We start from the raw sequence: 20,590 nt of genomic DNA on the forward strand, positions 1-20,590 counted from the left end.
AAGACTACGCACTGCGCATCACGGTGCCCAGAATAGCCAGCGCTTCATCCATCACAGCATCAGGAATCGTCAATGGAAAGAGAAAACGAATAACGTTACCGTAGACGCCGCAGGTTAATAATAACAAGCCTTTTTTAAGTGCTTCTGTCTGGACCCGTTTAGCGAAATCGGCATCAGCATCGCGGGTGCCCGGCTTCAGAAATTCAACTGCCACCATTGCACCAAGCCCACGAATATCGGCAATCTGAGGCACCTCTGCACCCAAAATTTCAAGTTGATTCTTGAGCTTTTTGCCGAGGATATTGGCACGGTCGACCAGTTGCTCTTCCTCGATCACTTCCAGTACGGCCAGCGCGGATGCAACCGCCAGCGGATTACCGGCATAGGTACCGCCCAGACCACCAGGCGCTGCTGCGTCCATAATCTCGGCCCGTCCGCACACTGCAGACAAAGGCATACCACCAGCCAAACTCTTGGCCATCGTCATCAGATCAGGAATTACATTGTAGTGCTCAATAGCGAAGAGCTTGCCGGTGCGCGCAAAGCCAGTCTGAATTTCATCGACGATTAGCAAAATACCCAGCTCATCACATAACTTACGCAACGCTTGCATGAGTTCGACAGGTGCGCAATAAAATCCGCCCTCACCTTGCACCGGCTCCAAAATAATCGCCGCTACACGTTGCGGATCAACATCGGTCTTGAACAGCATTTGCAAGGCTGCCAGTGAATCTTTTGTTGTGACGCCATGCAACTCGACCGGGAATGGGACATGATAAATTTCGGAAGGAAATGGTCCAAAGCCCACCTTGTAGGGAACGACCTTGCCGGTCAACGCCATTCCCATCATAGTGCGACCATGAAAAGCGCCCGAGAAAGCGATCACCGCTGTGCGACCCGTTGCAGCACGGGCGATTTTGACCGCATTTTCTACAGCCTCGGCGCCAGTAGAAAAGAATGCTGTTTTTTTGGCATGAGTGCCCGGCGTGATCGCATTGATGCGCTCTGCCAGCGTAACGTAACTTTCATACGGCACAATTTGATAGGCAGTATGGGTAAATTTACCTAACTGCTCCTGAATAGCGGCCACCAGTTTGGGATGGCGATGCCCGGTATTCAGTACCGCGATACCGGCAGCGAAATCAATAAAGCGGCGATTTTCGACATCCCATATCTCTGCATTTAACGCATGTGAAGCATAAAAATCACACATAACGCCGACCCCGCGTGGCGTCGCAGCATTCTTGCGTTGGTGAAGTTGCGCGTTGGTGGAGTTGTTAATTGGTACTGTAGTGGCGTGAAAACCATCGTTTTTCATGAAAGCTCCGTTAGTGTCTGGTTATGTATTCTAAAATCCATAACGAATACTAAAGCTGCCGTGGATCTATAATATAGTGCCACTTTCAATTTTCTTATGGAGCCACTTTTGCCGATCGCCTCACTTTCCGAGTTTCTCCAGATGCGTATTGAGCGCCCTAAGAAACTGGCGTCGAAGCAAGCCATTGCAGAGAAATCCGACGGAGGCAAAGATGCAATCGCAGTGCCCTCTACGATCAGTGTATGGCTTCGAGAACAAGCCACCAGTCATCACGCGTAAAGAAACCCAAAGCTAAAACCACTTTATTCAGTCAACAAAACGCCGCTCCTTCCGCACAATAAATGCAGAAGGAGCGGCTTTTTTGCGTCGACCCGAGTCAGAAATGCGCGATGAATTTATTGCGCAGATTGATAGCGACTACACCAATAGAGCCTGTTAGCTAAAATTGAAATCAATGACAAAATAAATTTTTGGTTCAGATAGGTCAGCTACGAAAATAACATAATTGCAGAGCTGAAATTTCAGGCTTAAGTACAAAAAAATTCATTTGAATTTGCAGGAATTGAGGAAAGGAAACCTGTCTTAATTTATGCTCTTTTTTTGCCTAATGATTACGCTTTTTATTAATATCGGGAACCGTTGATGCACCATCGGGAAATGTAGTTTTATTTCATGAGCACGAGGCTACCGATAATCACCGCCATAAATAAAACACCGCCTATAACAATAGTTAGCCAATTCAATACACTAAAACGATCATTTTTATCATGATCAGGTGTGACTGCATGATTGATTTGATTCACACGGATTTGTACAGGCACGAAGAAAATTGGTGCCATCAATGAAATAAGTAAACAAATATGTCCGAGCCTGGAGATAGATGCCACAACAATCCACGCGATAGTGAGCGAACCTGCATGTAGCTTACCCTGGCTAGTATTCGGCGTTTTGAAATCACGTATTTTTTTAAACATTTGATAGCAAAACAAAAAAGCAAAGAGTGCTCGCGCAAAAGGCACAATATTGATCTTTTCCCGCGCCTTAACAAGCTGCCAATTTCGATAGAGCCAGACTATCTGGTAAAGCCCAAACGTACAAAACGACAACACTAAAAGCTTGGTAATTGAAACAGCGAAGAACGGTGTTTGCATCTCCGCTTTACCGTTAAACGAGCTAAGTACTTCTAATGGGGTTTCAGAAATAATGCTTTTTTCGTACTGGTTTGTATTCAAAATTTTCTCTACTTAGAAAGGACCTCAAGGGACCACAAAGTCTAGAGTAGCGTTCTTTTTTGTTAAACTGTTTCCTTCTTATATTAGTTAGGTGAATTACTTAACCAATGCCCTGAGCAACCATCGCGAGCAGATTGAATCTTCGCTGAAATTCAAGATTTTTGGATGGGCGCTTGCTGATGACGTCAGCAATTTCTTTATCGTAACCACTGTTGATATAGGCTAAGTTTTTCTGAACGTTCGTCGCATAGAACAGAAACTGTCCCTTACCGATAGACAGGCTTGGATTGGTCGCGACATATTCGGATTGCAAAATATGTAAGAACGCTTCTGCCTGTGCTGATTAAGGCACGTCGTAGCCGAGATTATAATCAGCCAGATTTTGCGCAGTATTTGCCAGCATGGATAACGCACCTTGTATTTGCTCTGGTGTTGGATGGTCTGTGTTGTACACTTCTTTCGCATAACGGCTGGCATTTTTTTTAATAAGTTCAACTTCTTTCGGATGCAACTGCCAATTATTAACATCAGGGCAGTCCGACGCAATATTCACCGCCAAACGCCGCCGACCTAGGCGGGGTGCGGCTATGGCCTATTTTTTAAAGCGCCTTAAATCCAGAACTCTCACATCATTTTTTACCGCAAAGCCAAATACAGCGCCAACCCCTAAAAATATAAATCCAGTTATAACAACAATATTTTTTCAAGAACTGTTTGCATTAAGGATGTATAACCATGGAAGCAAAAACACAAGCTGTCGTTGCATAGCTAATAAAAGTATAAATTTTTACTTCAAATTTTATCAAACTATCTTTTTTATGATTTAGCATGTTTTTGGTGGGTTGCATAAAGTAGGTGATTTAAATGGACTATCCATAATTGGCGTAACAATTGGTTGTAGCCATAAGCTACCAATCGAGAAACCTGTTTGCACCCAAGGATTTTGTGAAATCACATATGCGGGAATAAGAATCGAAGCGGAATCGTAAAGAGCTGTTCCTGAACTGGCTGGTTTTAACAAATAATTAGTCGTTTTAAATGCGCCAGCCAGTACGGCGAGTCCCAAATTTACAGGGGAAGGTGTCCAAATAGACGCCGCACCTAATCCTGTCGCAGCCTTATCAGTAAAGTCCACCATATTGTCATGATGTTGCTCGGGCGTTGTATCTGGCGTCAATTCACCTACAGACTTTCAATTGATTAGAAAATACATTAATAGCTGCTTCTTAAATATTGTATTGGTCCGATTACGTAACCCTCAAAAGTCGTCGGGTAAGTAATGATTCCATATCTCTTCTAACATCGACAATGACATGCACATACATGGTGTCTTGCCTTACTTCGTAAATGACGCGATTCATTCCAGATAAGACTTGCCTGTACTGTGTGAGATTTAGCTTTTCAATTTCACCTGGAATGCAACCAGCCTGCGGAAAATTTTGCAGATTACGAATGGCGTCTTTTATTTTCGCGTAAGTAGTGCGCCAAGTGTCAGCGGAAAAATTCTTGATAATATAGGCTCTGAGTTCTTTCAGATCTTGCTCAGCCGAATCGAGTATGACGACTCTGAAGCCCATTAGTGATCAGCCTTATCCAGTTCAGCGAACACATCCTCAGCGTCACGAAATTTACCTTGCTCAATTTCACGATTACCGAGTGCCAGAATTTTTAGCAGCGCGAGCGTTTCTTCTTGTTCTTCAAAGCTCTTCACGTCCATAACAACCAGCTTGGCTTCACCATTTTGCGTAATGAGCATAGGCTCACGATTTTCGGTGATGTCTTTGATAATTTCAGCGGCGTGACTCTTGAGGTAGCTGATAGGCTTTACCTGAGTTGAGAATTTCATGATCAGACCTCTATTGCAAATGAATGAGGACCAATTTTAGTCCTAATTAAGACTCATGTACATAGCCGGAATTCGTATTTTTACAATGAAATTAGTAGCATTTGCACCCGCGAAGAATGCAAATATGCAGGGACTGCCCGGACAGCTTGGACAGCTTGGACCGACTAAATCTTCAGCCTTGGAAGATGAACCTGCTCTGCACTACCCGTACCACTGCCGTCTGATCTTTCAACGAAATAACTTTTAATGACATTGCTATCATTGACAATCTTCATTGCTGGTTTGCAATCGCGGATGACTTCCAGATCGGCTTTGCTCGGTCTATAGCCCGTGATTTGTTCTGGACGGAATGCACCTGATAAAACTGCCTCCAGAAAAACTTGTGACTTGAATTCTTCGCTGCCAGTCAAGTGAAGTCGCTGCCATCCCTTCTCTACAGCCAATTTGATAGCGACCTTGATTTCGTCGTCCGTGCTACTCGCTATTTTTATTTGGCAACCATAGTCATAAATTTTTCCGCCACCATTCAGGTTGATTTGAAAACACATGCCGATCTCGGTTACAATCTCGTCCACCCCATTGCAATGCTCCGCAAATATCTCCAACAAAATCGGAATGTAGGTTCTGGAAAAAATCGCTTCGCGGTATTTTCTGCCGTTCTTGAAATCGGTAACCGTTGGTGTGCCCTTTAGAAGCGGACGCCCCGATCTGAAAGCTGAGTCCGGTTTGCTGACCGTTGGAACCGAGCGTAGCGCCAAGTCCCACGTTGCTGCCACTGTTGGTCGATTGCACATCGGTGGTGTTGGTGGCGGCGATCAAATGAATATTGCGCGCCGCGTCGAGGCTGATGTCGTGTGCTTGCAGTTTAGCGCCTTCCATGCGGATATCACCCTCGCGACTGGTAATGTTAATTGTGCTGGCTTGCGCTGTCGTGCCACGCGCTTGCGTTGCCCTGTTCTTGCTGTCCTGCTTGCTTTGACCTACACCCAGACTGACGCTGACGCCAAAACCCTCACCCTTCGCATCCGGATCAGGCGGTTTTTTGGCGAGTACATCTTGAGTCGCATGAATGCTGCCATTAGCGGCATCGGCCAATCCCGGCAATGCCGCCGACAGTTTGTAGGCGTCATAACCGGCTTTGAGGGCAAGTGCACCTTTGAGGCGATGATTGGACAATTCCTATCGGTGTTCATAATCCACTAGCAAGTTAGTTCCAAGATTGCGATTTTCGTTATTTGCGAGGGGCATTTCCTCCTGACTGATCGGTACTTTGAGGAAGATACCGATACTGATACTGATACTGATACTGATACTGATTTTATTGAACGTTTCTCTATTACCATTAGAAAAAAATAAACCTATTACTAGAATACAATATGTAATTCGACCAACTTAGTTGGTTCTTTCGCTGTACGCGAACGGAGCTGGCAAGCTCCAATTTTTAAACACCTCATTTAAAATCCATATCAACCAAACCGTGATATCGAGCAAAAGAACCATTTGATCGAAAGCACCACTCATTGCCACAATTCCCTTCATAGCATTAGCAATGCCGACTAAACTAACGAGCATTTTCATCCAGAGCATATGGTTCATTGTATATGCCCTGATACATAATTCTTTCATGCTTTTCTAGCTGAACTTCGTGATTATTCGGTACGCTGTACAAGTTCCAAATCATCTTCCTTCACTGTTAGCACTGCAAGCGAATCACCTACATTATCGACAAACTCGACTTCGTATTGCGGATGCATTGAGGCAAACACCATCAACACAGCTCCAGATGTTCCACTTGGAACATCTGGAGCAAGAGATCGAATTGATCTTACGACATCATATTCAAAGAATTTTGTTTTCATTTTTTGGTCGGAATGCCTGTTGTTAGTCTAACTATGCCGTCATTGTTGCGAATCCATCCAAATGTGACGTCAATCACTTTACCGTTTGCACCAGTGATAGGAATAATTTGATTAAATTTGACGCCTTGTTCAATAACACCTATCTGCACTGCTGAAGCTTCGCTAAAAATAATTTGATTGGCAAGCTGGTTGGCATTACTTTTATTAAATCCAAGGGCGGTGTCAAACCATGTTGCTTTGGAACCACCGATCGGATGATCCGTATTCAATAGATAGCGAGCTAATTTATCATCAACGCTTGCTCGCGTGGCTGCGAGCTCTATACCTGCACCTTTTGCCCCAAATATTTTTGCCAAAGTCCCGGTTAAATTCCCCACCAACTCAGGCATGGCAGCCAGCCCCAGCAATTCCAGCACTGTATTCTTATCAGCCCCCGCCAACTTAGCCTGATCAATATCCCTCGATGTCATTCCACCTAACAACGCTGTCTGTTGCGCGGTAATCTGCTGCAACTGTCCCGGATTGTCCTGGTACAGCATTTTTCTCTGCTCCAGAGCATCGACCGCATTAACAATACTATCTACCTTTGAGATACAGGAATAATCGTCACAGGATTTTCCAACATATTTATTGGCAACCGCGACACGGTCGTCAGCCCACGCCGTAGGATTCTTGGCACCATATCTGGCTTGCTGTTCCGGTGTCCAGGAACCATCGGCGTTACCGCTTAAGAATGGGTTGGCATGTTCTGCCGCCGTCGCCTGAAACATGGACGATGGTTTATTTTCTGCAATGAACTGTTTTGCCACCTCATCGCTTTTCCCGCCCTTTTGCGCAGCATCATCAACTACCCCATAGCCAGTTGATAGTAAGCGTTGATATGCCTCTTCGGGAGATATTTTTTCACCCGTTTTTTGCTCTAGATATTGTTGATACTGCGTAGCGCTATCCTTCGCCCATTTTCTCTCATCAGGATGCAACTGCCGGTTATTTACATCAGCAATCACCCCCACATTCGCCCCAATCCCCGCATCCCCCAAGCTTCCGCCAGCCAATGCCCCCGACGCCGCGCCGACCAAAGATGCACCCAAGCTCATCATGTCATTAAAATCCTGCGTTCCAGGTTCATAACCCTGACTAATTAAATAATCACTTAATACCGGTACCATCGCTTCATGCATCATGCCAGCCGCAAGTCCGGCGGCTGCGCTGCCGCCGCCGATCCTGGCTTCGATCAAGCCGACGATGCCGTGCAGGGCGATTTTTTGCGGGGAACCGTCTGGCCATTTTCCTTGCGCCAGATCGCCGACCATGTTGGTCAGCACTGCGCCAACCAAACCCGCGATGCGCTGATTGTCTTGTGCTTGCTGTTGTTGTAGTTGCAGATCCTGCGCTTGTTGTAGCGTGAGCGTATTGGATAGCGTCGCATTGGCGGTGGTCGCGTCGCGCTCGGTGAGTGTGTTTGCGGTGGCTTTGCTATTGGCGTCCGTGGTGGCGTCGCCGCTGCCAGTGATGGTGACCGTGGCGGGGCTGATGACGCTGTTGGTGTTGCTGCGGTCATCACCGTTTTTGGGCATGCCGATACCGCTGAGATTGCCTAGAACGTTGCCCATCACGTTGCTGGCGATGCTGCCGGTGGAGAGGCTGACACTGATACTTTCGGCGTCGGTGTGCTGGGTATTGACGAGATCGCGGCTGGTGAGGCTGGCGGTGCGCAGACTGTTTTTGTCGGCGTCGGCTTGGCTGGTGATGGCAGCACCGGTGAGGTCGGTATTGCCTTTGACGTTGATGTCAAAGCCGCCTTTTCCAGCGGCGATGCCGCTTTGTCCGACTGCACTGCGATAGTTGTGGTCTACCGTTTGGCGTGCGTAACTGACACCGCCACTAGCCAGCACGCCGACGCAAATGGGTGGAATACATAGACTGAGACTGAAGCCACCGTTTTCTTGTTTGCTGTCAAAGTTGCTGATGTCCTGTTGCGTCAAGATGTTGAGATTGCCGCCAATGTCGAGATTGACTTTGTTGGCCGCCAGTTGCGCACCGATCATATTCAGATCGCCGCCACTTTTAACGCGGAGGTGATTGGTGGCGCTGATCTGGGTATTGTCGTAGGTAGTCTCATGACCGTTAGTGTGCCCTTTAGAAGCGGACGCCCCGATCTGAAAGCTGAGTCCGGTTTGCTGACCGTTGGAACCCAATGTAGCCCCAAGTCCCACGTTGCTGCCACTGTTGGTCGATTGCACATCGGTGGTGTTGGTGGCGGCTATCAAATGAATATTGCGTGCCGCGTCGAGGCTGATGTCGTGTGCTTGCAGTTTAGCGCCTTCCATGCGGATATCACCCTCCCGACTCGTGATGTTGATTGTGCTGGCTTGCGCTGTCGTGCCACGCGCTTGCGTTGCCCTGTTCTTGCTGTCCTGCTTGCTTTGACCTACACCCAGACTGACGCTGACGCCAAAACCCTCACCCTTCGCATCCGGATCAGGCGGTTTTTTGGCGAGTACATCTTGAGTCGCATGAATGCTGCCATTAGCGGCATCGACCAATCCCGGCAATGCCGCCGACAGTTTGTAGGCGTCATAACCGGCTTTGAGGGCAAGTGCACCTTTGAGACGATGATTGCTGGTGTGTTGACGTTCGGCCACCATGTCACCGATACGCGTGACCGCACCACCTATGCTGCCGGTTAAACTGCTGCCTAAGGTCACGCTGTGGCTTTCTGCATGATATTGACTGATGCTGTTGTTGTGCACTGCTTGCAAATCGACGGCATTGCCGCCAATGTTGAGCGTGTCTTTTGCCAACAGTTCCGCGCCTTGTGTGGTGACATTGCCTTGCCCTGTGCCGCGGTATTGCGAATCCAGACCTGCTTGCAGGTTGAGATTGCCGCCATTGGCCGATAGCAGGCTGGTGCTGTAATCGGTCGTGTCTGCACTGCTATTTTGTAGTGCACTGTTGGTGCCGTAGTTAGTGAAGCGCGCATTAGCTCCACCTGTGATATCCATTCTGGTGCCGCTGCTGTGACTGCTGGTATCGGACGTTTGCGTGTTGGCAGCGGCGAGTACGTTGATGTTACGTCCAGCGCCGATGCTGATATCCTGATCGGCGGTAATCGCGCTGGCGGTGATGGTGGTATCGCGCCCACTGTTGATATGTACATTGGCGCCGCTGATATCGCTGCCAATCTGATAGATGCTTGTATCGGTCTGGGCCTGATCCTGCGCAGTCTTGCTATAACTAAGTCCTGACATGAAGTTGGCAGAGAGGCCGTTGCTGGTTTCCTCGGCAGAGAAACTGTTTTGGCTGGTTTGTTGCGCACTGGTGATGTTGACATCGCGTCCTGCATTCAAGGTCAGATCGTTCTCGGCGATCATCTGACTGCCGTGGATGGTGGTGTCGCGCCCTGATTGCATGGCAATTGTCTTGCCGGTGAAGCTGCTGCCGATCGCCTCTGTGGTCTGGGCATTCGCTTGCGAACGGCTGCTGGAAGACGACAACAGGCCTTTGGATGTAGTGTGGATGGCCTGATCGAGACTGCCGCTTTGTTGCCCCGTACCGATCGTGATATCACGTCCTGCAACGGCAGCCAATTGATCCGCAGCATTGACGGTGGCGGCGCTGGCGTGAATATCCTGACCGGCAATCAAGGCCAGATTACCACCCGCATTGATCGCGCTGCCATTGACTTGCGTCTGACGTTCATTGAGGTGATTTTGATCGTTGTAACGGACATTGCTGGTGGCTTGCGTGGTGACGGTATCGAGGTTCAGGTCACGACCAGCTACCAGTGCCGCGTCGCCGGTTGTGTTGAGCGTAGCCGCTACCAGATTAATGTCACGTCCGGCTTGTATCGATAGTTGATCGGCAGTGATGCTGGCGATGCTTCCTATGCCGATCGTCGTGCCGTTTTTGCTATTGCTGGTTGTGGTGTCTGTACGCAGCGTGACATCGTGACCGGCGAGAAGTCCGACGCGGTGACCGCTGATGCTGCCGCCGCTGTTAAGGATGTCATTTTGGGCAATTAATAATGTGCTGCCGGTTTTGCCGGTACTGCGTAGCTTGCCGCTATTAGCGATGTCGGCGGCATGGACGACCAGATTATTTGCCGCTTGCAGCGTGCCGCCGTTGTTGAGACTGCCGTTTACCGTCAGGTCGATATCGTGGGCGGCGATGAGGCTGCCAGTGGGCGCAATGTCGCCAGCGCTCGCGCGACTGAGGTAGACCACGGGCGCCAATACCTGGGTCTGACTGCCATCTGCCAAGGTAACTGTTTGACTGACCAGCCACACCATGTCGGTAGTGAGCGCGGCCATTTGTGCGGCGCTTAATGCAATGCCGGGTGTCAGCTGGAAGGCATCAGCGCTGGCGACTCCGGCCTCCATCAAGGCCTGATATTGGGTTTCGTTGTTAGTGTAGTCACCTAGAAAACGCTTGCCGGTCAGTTCGGCGATCTGGTCGTTGATCAGCTTCTGCTCATAATAGCCATCACCCAAGCGCTTTTGCAGCCGTTGCGGATCAAATGAGAGGCGACGCAAAAGATAGTCGCTGGAAATAAATTGTTTGTAGTTGGTAAACGCCGGATCGGTTTCAATCAGATACGGCTGCCCCGGTTGTGGATGGACAATAAACAAACCATTGTTGGGTAGCACCAAATTGGGTAGCGGCGTAGTAGCCGTGCCCACTGTATGGCGTGCGCCGTCGTCGAGTGTCTTATCGGCGGCATTAGCGTCTAACTCGCTGCCGTCGATGAGGGGGACATCACCGCTATCAACGCCGTTGCCAACGGCATGGTTGGGACCAGTTACCGGTTGCGTATGATCTTGTTGGGTCCATACCGCTAACGCCAGCGGCACCGAAGGCAGAACGACATCGTAGGCGGCTCCGTCATTGTCGTACTGATAGTGGTTGTCGTGATGGCTGCCGCTGACCCAATGATAGTAGTTTTGGCCGGCGGTCATCGTCTGCGTGGTACGGATTTCTCCGGCTGCGCCAAGATTGTGGATCGCTTCGGCATTGCCACTGAGCGTACCACCGGCAATGATGGTGCTTTTATCGTTGATAATCGTGCCAGATAACAGCATATTGCCGCCGGACGTGATCATGCCGGGATCGCTATGCGTTACCACTGTGTGCTGCACGGTCTGTTGGTAGTCGCGCTTGTAGAACTTCTCAAAACGCGCACCACCCGGAACCACCAGCACGATGCCGCCTTTACCCGTTTCGGTCAAACTGATCTGATCGGCGCGATACCAGATGTCGCTGTTCCAGGCGCGGTATTCTGTAACGTGACGGGTCAACGCGGGATCGTTCTGCAAACCGGTGCTGAAGTGATTATTTTCATTGATCAATGCGGCGGTGGAAAGACTTAAAGCGCCACCGGCGTCGATGGTGGCGGAGCTGTTGCGGATTACTGTGGCGTTGCCAGTGACGTGCCCATCGGCATCGAGTCCGCCGCCCAGCACCATGTCGCCCATGCTCTGAAGTAAAGCGTGCTCACGATTGATGATCGTGTCAGCGCCGATCTGCAACGTATTACGCGAGGCAATTACACCGGCCTGCTGGCTGCTGGGGTCCGACGCATTGATCAGCGTGTGCGCGCCGATCACGATATCGTTGCCGTAAATACGTCCGGTATTGTGGAGAGTGTGGACTGCGTGCAGGATGGCGCTGCCCTCGCCACTGTTGATCAGGCCGTTGTGCTGGTTGTCGATCATGTCAGCACGCAGGTGCAAGTGGCGTACTGCGGTGATATCACCACTATTTGTCAGCGTACCGGTCGTGGTCAGTGTCAGATCACGATTGACCAGAAACGTATTGCCTGCGGTGTGACGGTAATCGCTCTGCAAATGTAATGTCGCGTCCTGTCCTGCAATGAGCGTGCCTTCGCCGGTCAGGGTCGCCGCATCAATTGTCACATCACGCCCGCTTGCGATGGTCCCGCCGTTATTGGTCAGGCTTCCGCTGGTGGACAACAGAATGTCACTGGTTGACCCTTCTTTTGCCTTGTTACCGCCCGTGTTGGCGATCACGCCAGCGCTATTATCGAGACTAGCAACGGCAAGCGCGATCGTGCCAGCCGCGCCGAGTTGGCCCCCAATGTTGGTCAAGGCGGTGTTGTGATGGCTATCACTTACGCGCAGGTCGCGGCCTGCGTAGACGGAACCGGCATTGTTATTGAACAGCCCCCGCGTGGCGAGGGTCAGGTTGCCAGCCGCGACGATTTGGCCGTCCGCGCTGTTATCGAGATGTGCGCTAGTGAGTATCACGTCGCCATTACCGCCGATAGTACCGGCATGGGCATTGATAATCTGGTCACCACCATCGATCTGTGTCGCTCCGGTGCCGCTGTTGGCAATGCGCCCGGCGCTATTATCCAGATTACTACTCGCTATGCGCAGTGTGGCGGCGCTGCCGTTCGCTTCGATACGGCCATTCCGGTTGGTGAGCCCGCCGCTCGTCTGGACGTTGACGTTGCCGCCACTTTGGATGACGCCATCGGTATTGTCGACTTGGCCGGTGATTTGCGCGTCGGCATCGTCGGCTCCGCCACCATCTACTACCAACGTCAAGTCGTCGTTGGCGTACAACGTACCACCGCTGTTATCGAAGTTAGCGGCATGCAGATCGAGCATTCCGGCGCTGCCGATAAAGCCGCCAGTATTGTTGGCGATGCCATTGTCAATACCTTGCGTCACCCAAAGTGACAGGGCCGCCGAACCTGTTCCCTGAGCCAGGCTTTGGAGAGTACCGCCCGCGTTTTGCAGACTCTGCGCGGTAATGTTAAGACCATTTTGGGTGGCTTCAATCTTGCCAGCGGTATTGTTCAGTTGTGCGGCTATGTGGAGTGCCAACTGACTACCGCCGAGATAGCCAGCGCGGTTGTCAAACCCGCCTTGGGTGGTGGTGATGCGGGTGCGCCCTTGTGCAAACAGCGTGCCACCCCGATTATCGATACCGGCTGCGGTGAGTGTCAGTTGCCCATTGCTGCCGATGCTGCCGTTGACGTTGCGCAATGCGCCGCTATCTAGGCGCATGACGCCTGAACCGGCATGCTGAATCGTACCAGCATCGTTACGCAGACTACCGGCTTGCAGTGTGAGGTGGTCGGCATTGAATGATAGTACGCCGCCGCTGTTATCAATGTCCGCGTTCGTGCTGATGGTGGCGAGGGTTCCCTCACCAGCGCCCGACTGGGTAAGCGTGCCGCCCCGATTGGAGAGGCGCGCCGATTGACTGCGCCATTGCCCACTACTAAAAACACCGCGGTCGTTGATCAGCGCACCAGTGGCGCTCAGCGTTGCCACACCGCTTGATTGCAGATTGCCGCCCGTGTGATTGATATCACCGGCAGTGGCGGTCAGCGTGATGTTGCCCGCAGCACTGGTCTGCGCATTCGCCAAATGCACACTGCCACCGCTCATGGCGATGTTGCCACCTGCGCTGTTCTGACCGGTCGCCGATAGCATCCCACTGGCGCTTAGATGGAGATTGCCAGCTAGCGTAGCGTGGCCTTTAGCGTCAATCCCCGCAGCTAGAATGCCAGTCGAATCAAGACTGGTTGCGTGGATCGTCATATCATGTTGGGCCGCTAGTGTGCCGGTATTGCTGACGTTACCGGCACTGGCGAGGTGGACGCTGTGCTGACCATACAGCGTGCCGGTGTTGGTCACATCGTCATCACTGCGCAGGGTAATCTGACCGCTGGCATTCGTCTGGCCGTTAAGCGTAATCTTGCCATGGCTGTCGATGCTGATATCTCCCGCTTGCGCGGCTAGCGTGCCCATGCTGACCACGCCGACACCGGCTTCGGTACCGATCAAATGGATCTTGTTGGCATACATACCGCCCAACAAGGCCACGTCGATACTGACGGTTGGCTTGTGATCATCGCCCTGCATCACCTGCACGCCCAGATCGGCATAATTGACGTGATTAGTGCCCGCGACGACGTTGAGGCGGTCAGCCCATAATTGCCCGTTCACCTGAACACTACGGCTTATAAGATCAAGCTGACTGGTATTTGTACCCTGCAAATCATCAATGCGGATATCGCCACCGGTGACGCGAAATGCCTGCAAACTACTATCGCCACCAAACATCGGCGTGCCAGTGGTCAGCACGCCGCGCGTCGTGTTGATGAAGCCGCACCCACTGCACGTGATCCCGTTCGGATTGGCGATAATTACCTCGGCGCGCTGACCGGCAACTTCGGTAAAACCCGACAGTTGGCTACGTCCACCACCGCGTACTTCATTAAGAATAATTCGCGCACTGCCAAGGCGTAATGCAGGATTGCCATCGACCAAACCGCCTTGCTGAGTACCGGTAATACCGCGTGCATTATTGAGAATCGCCCCGTGATTATTGACATCGAACTGGCGGTATTGATTGTGACTGAGTCCTGATGCGTTCGGCGCGGTGATCTGGACTAGTGGCCGCCCGTTGGCGGTCTGGTCGACCGTGGGACGGTGCGCACCAGCGTTAGGGTCGGCGATAATCTGGGCCTGCACCACGGTGACGCTTCCAAATAAAGCAGCAATGATCAGGCTCAAAGGAATAAAGCGCAAACCAGACCACTGAGTTACCCGAACCGGACCGGAAGATCGTTTGGACTTTCCACCGCCTCCCGACACATTCTCTGCAACGACCATGCGTTCGCCACGAGCGTGATTAAAGATGATGCGGTAGGCTTGTTTGTTCATAAAGTATCCGATTCAGGAAAAGCATGACCAGAGAAAAAATGTCGGTCAAGGTGTTGAAGCGTGCGCGAAATGATCCAGTGACGTTTTGTACCGGACGACATGCGAACGCCTTTTTTAATATTGATAGCTGAGATTGAAACCAACCGCTGGCGTCGCAGTGACAAAACCTGCGGGCTTATAAAGCGGCCAACTGGAGAAAAGATCGACACTGATCCCCCGATAGCCGCCACGCAAACCTACAGTGGCCCCGACCATCTTGTCGCCCAACAGATACTGCACGCTCGGGCCGAATACCTTGCCAACATCGATGCCGAGATAAGCCGACTGGCCGCTCTGCGTCAGCGGAATATCGAGTTCATTACGGAAGAAGAAACCGCGTTCACCCGCCAGGGTCAACTCGCCGTCAAAACCGCGTACGGTATAGCGATTGCCGAGCGACAGTTGGTCTGTCATATACAACGGGGAACGCGTATTTTGAGCACGTAACGTGCCGATGTATGTCAACGGTTGCAGCGCAATACTGAAAGGCACAACCAAAGTGGCGTCGATACTTTGCAGTGAATAACGGAACGTAGGATCGCTATCGCTACGCCAATCCTCGTCTGCCTGACCGTTAAACCATGACACGCCCCAGCGGTTGGCGAAAGTCAGATCAAGTTGGGCATTGCCGAAATAGTGCTGGTGTACCCAGGCTAGTTCAGCAAAGGTGGTATTACGCTTTTGACCGTCGATTTCGGTGGCGTCGATATAGGTATGACTCCAACGTTTGCCGACTTTAAATTGCCAGCTATTTTTTTGGAACTGATTTCGCTGAAATAACTGCGTCACGTTAAATTCCAAATTACGCGACTTCCCAGCTGACACGAAGTTCTGATAAGCGCCTGCAATTTGCTGATGATAGTCAAGGCTGCTGGCACTGAGCGCGTAACGCCAGTACCCAACCGGAACGGCATAATAAAGGCTATTGCCGCTGGTGCCGTGCTGCCCTGATTTGCGATCGGCATCGGTATTGATGCCGATGTTCACCATATCGCTTAAGCCTAATGGATTGTCGACGCCAAGGTTGAAGCCCGTTTGCAATTTGCCAGTGCCCTGCGCGCCACTATCGTCCATGTGTGCGCTTAATTTCCACGACTTGTCACGATCAACAGCGATGACAACGTCGCTTTCACCGGAGACGTCTCCGGGTACGATTTCCAACGTCACATCCTGACTTGGGACGCGCTTCATCTGTTCCAGTCCTTGTTCCAGATCGCGCAAATTAAGCAGCCGCCCCGGGCTGGTAGGAAAAGCATTTCTGACGGTTCCATAAGTCGCCGGATCAGAAAAACGCAACGTTCGAATAAGGCCCGGCACCAAGGCGAGGGTAAGAGTTCCAGTGGATAAATCTTGGACCGGAATGCCGATACGGGTTGTGCTATAGCCTTGCTGCAGAATCCGGTTAGTCAAACGTTCTACAATCAGGTTCACACCGTCTTTGCCAAGGCATGCGCCAGCGTAACGGCGCAGATAATCATGCGCAAAATGGAACGGGTCAAACAATAAATTACTCGCGCCAGCCAATTGCATAACGGGTGAAAGCGATTGCGGAACGCGAAGTACAAATTGCGCAACTGTGAAACACGGCGACTCTACCGGCAGCGACAATAGGTTCGGGTCATTATTATTTTCCACAGCGCCAGAGACAAATGGCGCTAACGCGTCCAGGTCAACTTTGGGAAGTTGCAAGGCGCGCTGACGTGATAGGGCTTCGGCCTGACTGCGACGCCGTTGCTCTTCTGTAGAGGAAGTTTGAAGTGCCTCCGCTTGCGCCGTCTGGGAACCAAAGACCACAATACTAAAGGTGAATAACAAGCTTGCCGTTAAGCTAAAGGCAGCAGGCCGTTGAAGGTAAGCAATGCTGGGAATGATGGCGTATTGTTTCAAGATTGCCTTTTTGAAAATGATTCAATGACATCATTCTACAAAGCAATAACCTCCAATAGATATCAGATAACGCTCAAAATAAGAGAGACTTTTCTATAACTTTATTAAGATTTATTACCCACATGGGCCAATTCGTGTAAGCCAGATGCCGAGCCCACAAAATCGGTATAGAAGTTGGCCCCCAGTGCGCTACATATTCCTCCCGGATGATGTACATTATTGGTACCAAGCGGAAACATTTACTTTGGGCACTGATGCACTAGTGACATCTATTACCAAAATGTCCACCATTAAGGCTTTGAGGAAGCGATCCCGTTTTCCTCGTGAAATGCCCTTAGTCAAAAAATAACTAAAATCATAAAAACTATTGAGTTAGTAAAATAAATTAATTTTTACTATCATTAAATTTCTGCAATACTCTGTTTCAGAGGCTTCACTCTTCCCGAACATTAAAAGGAATCGTATGAATAAGCTTACAACTGCAGCCGGCGCACCAGTACCGGACAATCAAAATATCCAGACGGCTGGTCCACGTGGTCCTGCTCTATTGCAAGACGTATGGTTTCTCGAAAAACTTGCCCATTTTGACCGTGAAGTCATCCCTGAGCGCCGTATGCATGCTAAGGGATCGGGCGCTTTCGGCACATTTACCGTCACGCATGACATTACGCAGTACACGAAAGCAAAGATCTTCTCTGAAGTCGGCAAAAAAACTGAGATGTTTGCACGCTTCTCGACCGTGGCAGGCGAACGCGGTGCGGCTGATGCAGAACGCGATATCCGCGGTTTCTCGTTGAAGTTTTATACGGAAGAAGGTAACTGGGATTTGGTCGGCAATAACACGCCTGTGTTCTTTTTGCGCGATCCGATGAAGTTTCCTGACTTGAATCGTGCTGTCAAGCGCGATCCAAAAACCAACATGCGTAGCGCTGATAACAATTGGGACTTCTGGACCTTGCTGCCTGAAGCACTGCATCAGGTGACCATTGTGATGAGTGACCGTGGACTGCCAAGGTCATATCGCCATATGCATGGTTTCGGCAGCCACACGTTCAGTTTTATCAATGCAAAAAATGAACGTAATTGGGTCAAATTCACATTCAAGACGATGCAGGGCATTGAGAACATGACCGACGCCGAAGCGTCTGAATTAGTCGGTAACGATCGCGAAAGCGCACAGCGCGATTTACTCGAAAGTATCGACAAAAAAGATTTCCCTACCTGGAAATTATTTGTTCAGATCATGCCGGAAAAAGATGCTGGTACTTATCACATTAACCCTTTCGATCTGACCAAGGTATGGCCACGTAAGGACTATCCGCTGATTGAAGTCGGCGTGATGGAATTGAATCGCAATCCAGAGAACTATTTTGCCGATGTTGAGCAAGCGGCGTTTTCTCCGGCCAACGTTGTGCCGGGTATCAGCTTCTCGCCAGACAAAATGCTGCAAGGCCGTTTATTCTCTTACGGCGATGCGCAACGCTATCGCCTGGGCGTCAATCACCACCAGATTCCGGTGAATGCGCCAAGATGTCCGGTCAATAGCTATCACCGTGATGGTTCTATGCGCGTCGATAGTAACGCTGGTAGCACAATCGGCTATGAGCCAAACAGCAAAGGCGCATGGCAAGAGCAGCCAGATTTCTCCGAACCGCCATTGGCACTAGAAGGTGCAGCGGATCATTGGAATCATCGCGTTGATGACGATTATTATTCCCAACCGCGGGCATTGTTTCAATTAATGACGCCAGCTCAACAGCAGGTGTTGTTCGATAACACAGCACGTTCTGTTGGTGGTGCATCTAAAGAAATTCAGGCGCGTCATATTGGCAATTGCACCAAAGCTGATCCTGCGTACGGCGCTGGTGTTGCGAAGGCATTGAGTTTGTTGGCTAACAACAAGTAAGCTGAATAATTTGGTTCTTATTTGAATTAAAAAAGTCTCGACTACGTTTTGTAGCCGAGACTTTTTTTGCCTAATGCCCGGTCATGAAATAAGTTAACTTTTATTCTGTCGAAAGCGCCGAAGCCGAGCGTATCCATAAAAAATGAAACATGAGAATGATTTGTCATAACGCATGACGATCCATTCTAGCGCCCCGATTAGTGCGCCCTTTTAGCCGGTCTTTGCTGAAAAACCAACATTGCGATCAGCATGAAAGCGAACAACGAAGCCGACGCCGTGTAGCGGCTTAAAGCCAAACCACCGGCATGGAGCGGCTTATCCAAAAAATCACCGACCACAGCGCCAAGTGGACGTGTCAAAATAAATGCTGCCCAGAACAAGATGGTGCGACTTATTTTTGTCCCGTAGTATGCCGCGACAACAAGCGCCAGCAGACCGGAGAATATTAACGCAGCCCCGCCGTAGCCGAATCCTGCCGTATCTGCCGTCCAGTCACCAAGCGCAGTTCCTAGCGTTTGAGAAAACATAATAGTCACCCAATAAAACATCTCGGCTTTTGGAGAACTGATGGCGTTGACCGATACAGACCCAAACGTGCGGTACCAGAAAAACAGCGAAGCGATCAATAACGCAAATAATAAGGATGATCCGCCTGCATATCCAACTCCAAGCGAACGGTCAGCAAAATCTGCCAACGTCGTGCCGACCGTTGTCGTAGCAATAATCGTTATCCAGTAGAGAAATGGGTGAAAGCTCTTTGCCTTAATCTGAGCGGTTACAGCAATCAAAAATACAGCCGCAAAAATAATCGTTCCGACAAGATAACCAAGATTCATCGACATGGACACCGCATCGCCACCGGTTTCCCCAAGTGTGGTCGCGGCTATTTTTATAATCCAGAAAACTAAAGTCACCTCAGGAACCTTACTTAAGGTATGTGAATTAGTATTATTTAGTGGGTTAACCATGCGTCTGATCCTTATTAAGTTTGCCAATTATGCCGTTATTCCGGGAGACCGACAGATAGATCACCAAACTCGTAATGATCACTAAAAATAAGGCACTGATGCCAGCCGTTCCCAAACCAAGACCGCCATTTACTATTGGCTGAGATAACAGATCGCCGCAAGATGCGCCAAACGGACGAGTGAGTATAAAAACGATCCAGAAGCATGCAACAGCGTTGGCTTTGAAAGCGTAACGGGCCAGCGCTACAACAGCAATAAGTGTGCCGAATAATAGCGTCGCTTTAGGATAACCAAGCCTCAAACCTTCAGCGATCCAGTCACCTGCGGCAGTGCCTAAAGCAAACGTGAATAAAATAGCCGTCCAGTAAAAAAACTCACGTTTAACGGTATTAATGGAATGAATCGATAGCGTTTTCTCTTTGAAATACCACACGGCAAACGTCGCGATCAGTACCGCGCTGAATGCGCCGGTCGAGACAGCCAACGGCACTCCGAAGTTATCACTCAGGTTATCGGTAACGAGTGTGCCAAATACGCTAATTAATACGACGGCTGCCCAATATAGCGAAGGGATATAACGCTTTGCGCGAATTTGCAAAGCCAACGCGATGGCAAGCAATACTCCCGTACAAACGGACGTGCCGATTAATCCAAAATGCAGATCGACATTAAGATAATCGGCGGCAGTCTCGCCCACCGTCGTAGACATCACTTTGATCACCCAGAAAATTAGCGTGACGGCTGGCACTTTATTAGCCCAATGGGATGTTGATCGTGTGGCAAGAGTATTCAAGGTACGCTCCGAAACCGAATGGATATAACCCAGAGCATGA

The 20,590-nt window shown here is 50.2% G+C and carries 17 protein-coding genes; 2 read left to right on the forward strand and 15 right to left on the reverse strand.

The genetic code is table 11. The features are described from left to right. Positions 1-4: 4 nt before the first annotated feature. Positions 5-1,318, reverse strand: coding sequence for a 4-aminobutyrate--2-oxoglutarate transaminase (gene gabT / locus RGU75_RS22060; RefSeq protein ID WP_322239694.1), 1,314 nt, complete (start codon positions 1,316-1,318; stop codon positions 5-7). Between the two features lie 108 nt (positions 1,319-1,426). Here gabT and RGU75_RS22065 point away from each other — a divergent pair, with 108 nt between their 5' ends. Continuing rightward, the gene (locus RGU75_RS22065; protein ID WP_322239696.1) at positions 1,427-1,597 is read left to right on the forward strand and encodes a hypothetical protein; all 171 of its coding nucleotides are present in this window, start codon (positions 1,427-1,429) and stop codon (positions 1,595-1,597) included. 386 nt (positions 1,598-1,983) lie between these two features. Here RGU75_RS22065 and RGU75_RS22070 read toward each other — a convergent pair whose 3' ends face one another. The 12 genes from RGU75_RS22070 to RGU75_RS22125 all read right to left on the reverse strand — a co-directional run bounded on the left by RGU75_RS22070 (position 1,984) and on the right by RGU75_RS22125 (position 16,883). After that, positions 1,984-2,550 carry a hypothetical protein gene (locus tag RGU75_RS22070; RefSeq protein ID WP_322239698.1) on the reverse strand — a complete coding sequence of 189 codons (567 nt, stop codon included), beginning with the start codon at positions 2,548-2,550 and terminating at the stop codon, positions 1,984-1,986. Positions 2,551-2,650: 100 nt separating this feature from the next. Further along, positions 2,651-2,863: a hypothetical protein gene (locus tag RGU75_RS22075; protein WP_322239700.1), complete on the reverse strand. Its 213-nt coding sequence runs from the start codon at positions 2,861-2,863 to the stop codon at positions 2,651-2,653. A 30-nt stretch (positions 2,864-2,893) separates the two neighbouring features. Next, entirely contained in the window at positions 2,894-3,109 is a 216-nt protein-coding gene (locus tag RGU75_RS22080; protein WP_322239702.1) for a hypothetical protein, read from the reverse strand. 264 nt (positions 3,110-3,373) lie between these two features. After that, the gene (locus RGU75_RS22085; RefSeq protein ID WP_322239704.1) at positions 3,374-3,727 is read right to left on the reverse strand and encodes a hypothetical protein; all 354 of its coding nucleotides are present in this window, start codon (positions 3,725-3,727) and stop codon (positions 3,374-3,376) included. A gap of 70 nt (positions 3,728-3,797) precedes the next feature. Then, positions 3,798-4,127 carry a type II toxin-antitoxin system RelE/ParE family toxin gene (locus RGU75_RS22090; RefSeq protein ID WP_322239706.1) on the reverse strand — a complete coding sequence of 110 codons (330 nt, stop codon included), beginning with the start codon at positions 4,125-4,127 and terminating at the stop codon, positions 3,798-3,800. Beyond that, positions 4,127-4,396 (reverse strand): type II toxin-antitoxin system Phd/YefM family antitoxin, encoded by a 270-nt coding sequence (locus tag RGU75_RS22095; protein ID WP_322239708.1) that lies wholly within the window; start codon positions 4,394-4,396, stop codon positions 4,127-4,129. The genes RGU75_RS22090 and RGU75_RS22095 overlap by 1 nt, the downstream gene beginning before the upstream one ends. Positions 4,397-4,560: 164 nt before the next feature. Continuing rightward, positions 4,561-4,944 carry an LPD7 domain-containing protein gene (locus RGU75_RS22100; RefSeq protein WP_322239710.1) on the reverse strand — a complete coding sequence of 128 codons (384 nt, stop codon included), beginning with the start codon at positions 4,942-4,944 and terminating at the stop codon, positions 4,561-4,563. Next, the gene (locus RGU75_RS22105; RefSeq protein WP_322239712.1) at positions 4,901-5,572 is read right to left on the reverse strand and encodes a hemagglutinin repeat-containing protein; all 672 of its coding nucleotides are present in this window, start codon (positions 5,570-5,572) and stop codon (positions 4,901-4,903) included. Before RGU75_RS22105 ends, RGU75_RS22100 begins: the two co-directional genes overlap by 44 nt. A 216-nt stretch (positions 5,573-5,788) precedes the next feature. Further along, positions 5,789-5,992 (reverse strand): hypothetical protein, encoded by a 204-nt coding sequence (locus RGU75_RS22110; protein WP_322239714.1) that lies wholly within the window; start codon positions 5,990-5,992, stop codon positions 5,789-5,791. 53 nt (positions 5,993-6,045) lie between these two features. Then, positions 6,046-6,255 (reverse strand): DUF4926 domain-containing protein, encoded by a 210-nt coding sequence (locus tag RGU75_RS22115; protein WP_322239716.1) that lies wholly within the window; start codon positions 6,253-6,255, stop codon positions 6,046-6,048. Continuing rightward, on the reverse strand, positions 6,252-14,957 hold the full coding sequence (locus tag RGU75_RS22120; protein WP_322239718.1) for a hemagglutinin repeat-containing protein: 8,706 nt from the start codon (positions 14,955-14,957) through the stop codon (positions 6,252-6,254). The genes RGU75_RS22115 and RGU75_RS22120 overlap by 4 nt, the downstream gene beginning before the upstream one ends. A 114-nt stretch (positions 14,958-15,071) precedes the next feature. Next, positions 15,072-16,883, reverse strand: a complete 1,812-nt coding sequence (locus RGU75_RS22125) for a ShlB/FhaC/HecB family hemolysin secretion/activation protein (RefSeq protein WP_322239720.1) — start codon at positions 16,881-16,883, stop codon at positions 15,072-15,074. Positions 16,884-17,346: 463 nt separating this feature from the next. Between RGU75_RS22125 and RGU75_RS22130 the strand changes: the two genes are divergently transcribed. Then, positions 17,347-18,789: a catalase gene (locus tag RGU75_RS22130; RefSeq protein WP_322239722.1), complete on the forward strand. Its 1,443-nt coding sequence runs from the start codon at positions 17,347-17,349 to the stop codon at positions 18,787-18,789. Positions 18,790-18,986: 197 nt separating this feature from the next. Here RGU75_RS22130 and RGU75_RS22135 read toward each other — a convergent pair whose 3' ends face one another. Continuing rightward, positions 18,987-19,757, reverse strand: coding sequence for a hypothetical protein (locus RGU75_RS22135; RefSeq protein ID WP_322239724.1), 771 nt, complete (start codon positions 19,755-19,757; stop codon positions 18,987-18,989). Beyond that, a complete protein-coding gene (locus tag RGU75_RS22140) occupies positions 19,750-20,550 on the reverse strand; it encodes a hypothetical protein (RefSeq protein WP_322239726.1) in 801 nt (266 codons plus the stop codon). The genes RGU75_RS22135 and RGU75_RS22140 overlap by 8 nt, the downstream gene beginning before the upstream one ends. Positions 20,551-20,590 lie beyond the last annotated feature (40 nt).

The organism is Glaciimonas sp. CA11.2, assembly GCF_034314045.1.
GTDB lineage: Bacteria > Pseudomonadota > Gammaproteobacteria > Burkholderiales > Burkholderiaceae_D > Glaciimonas.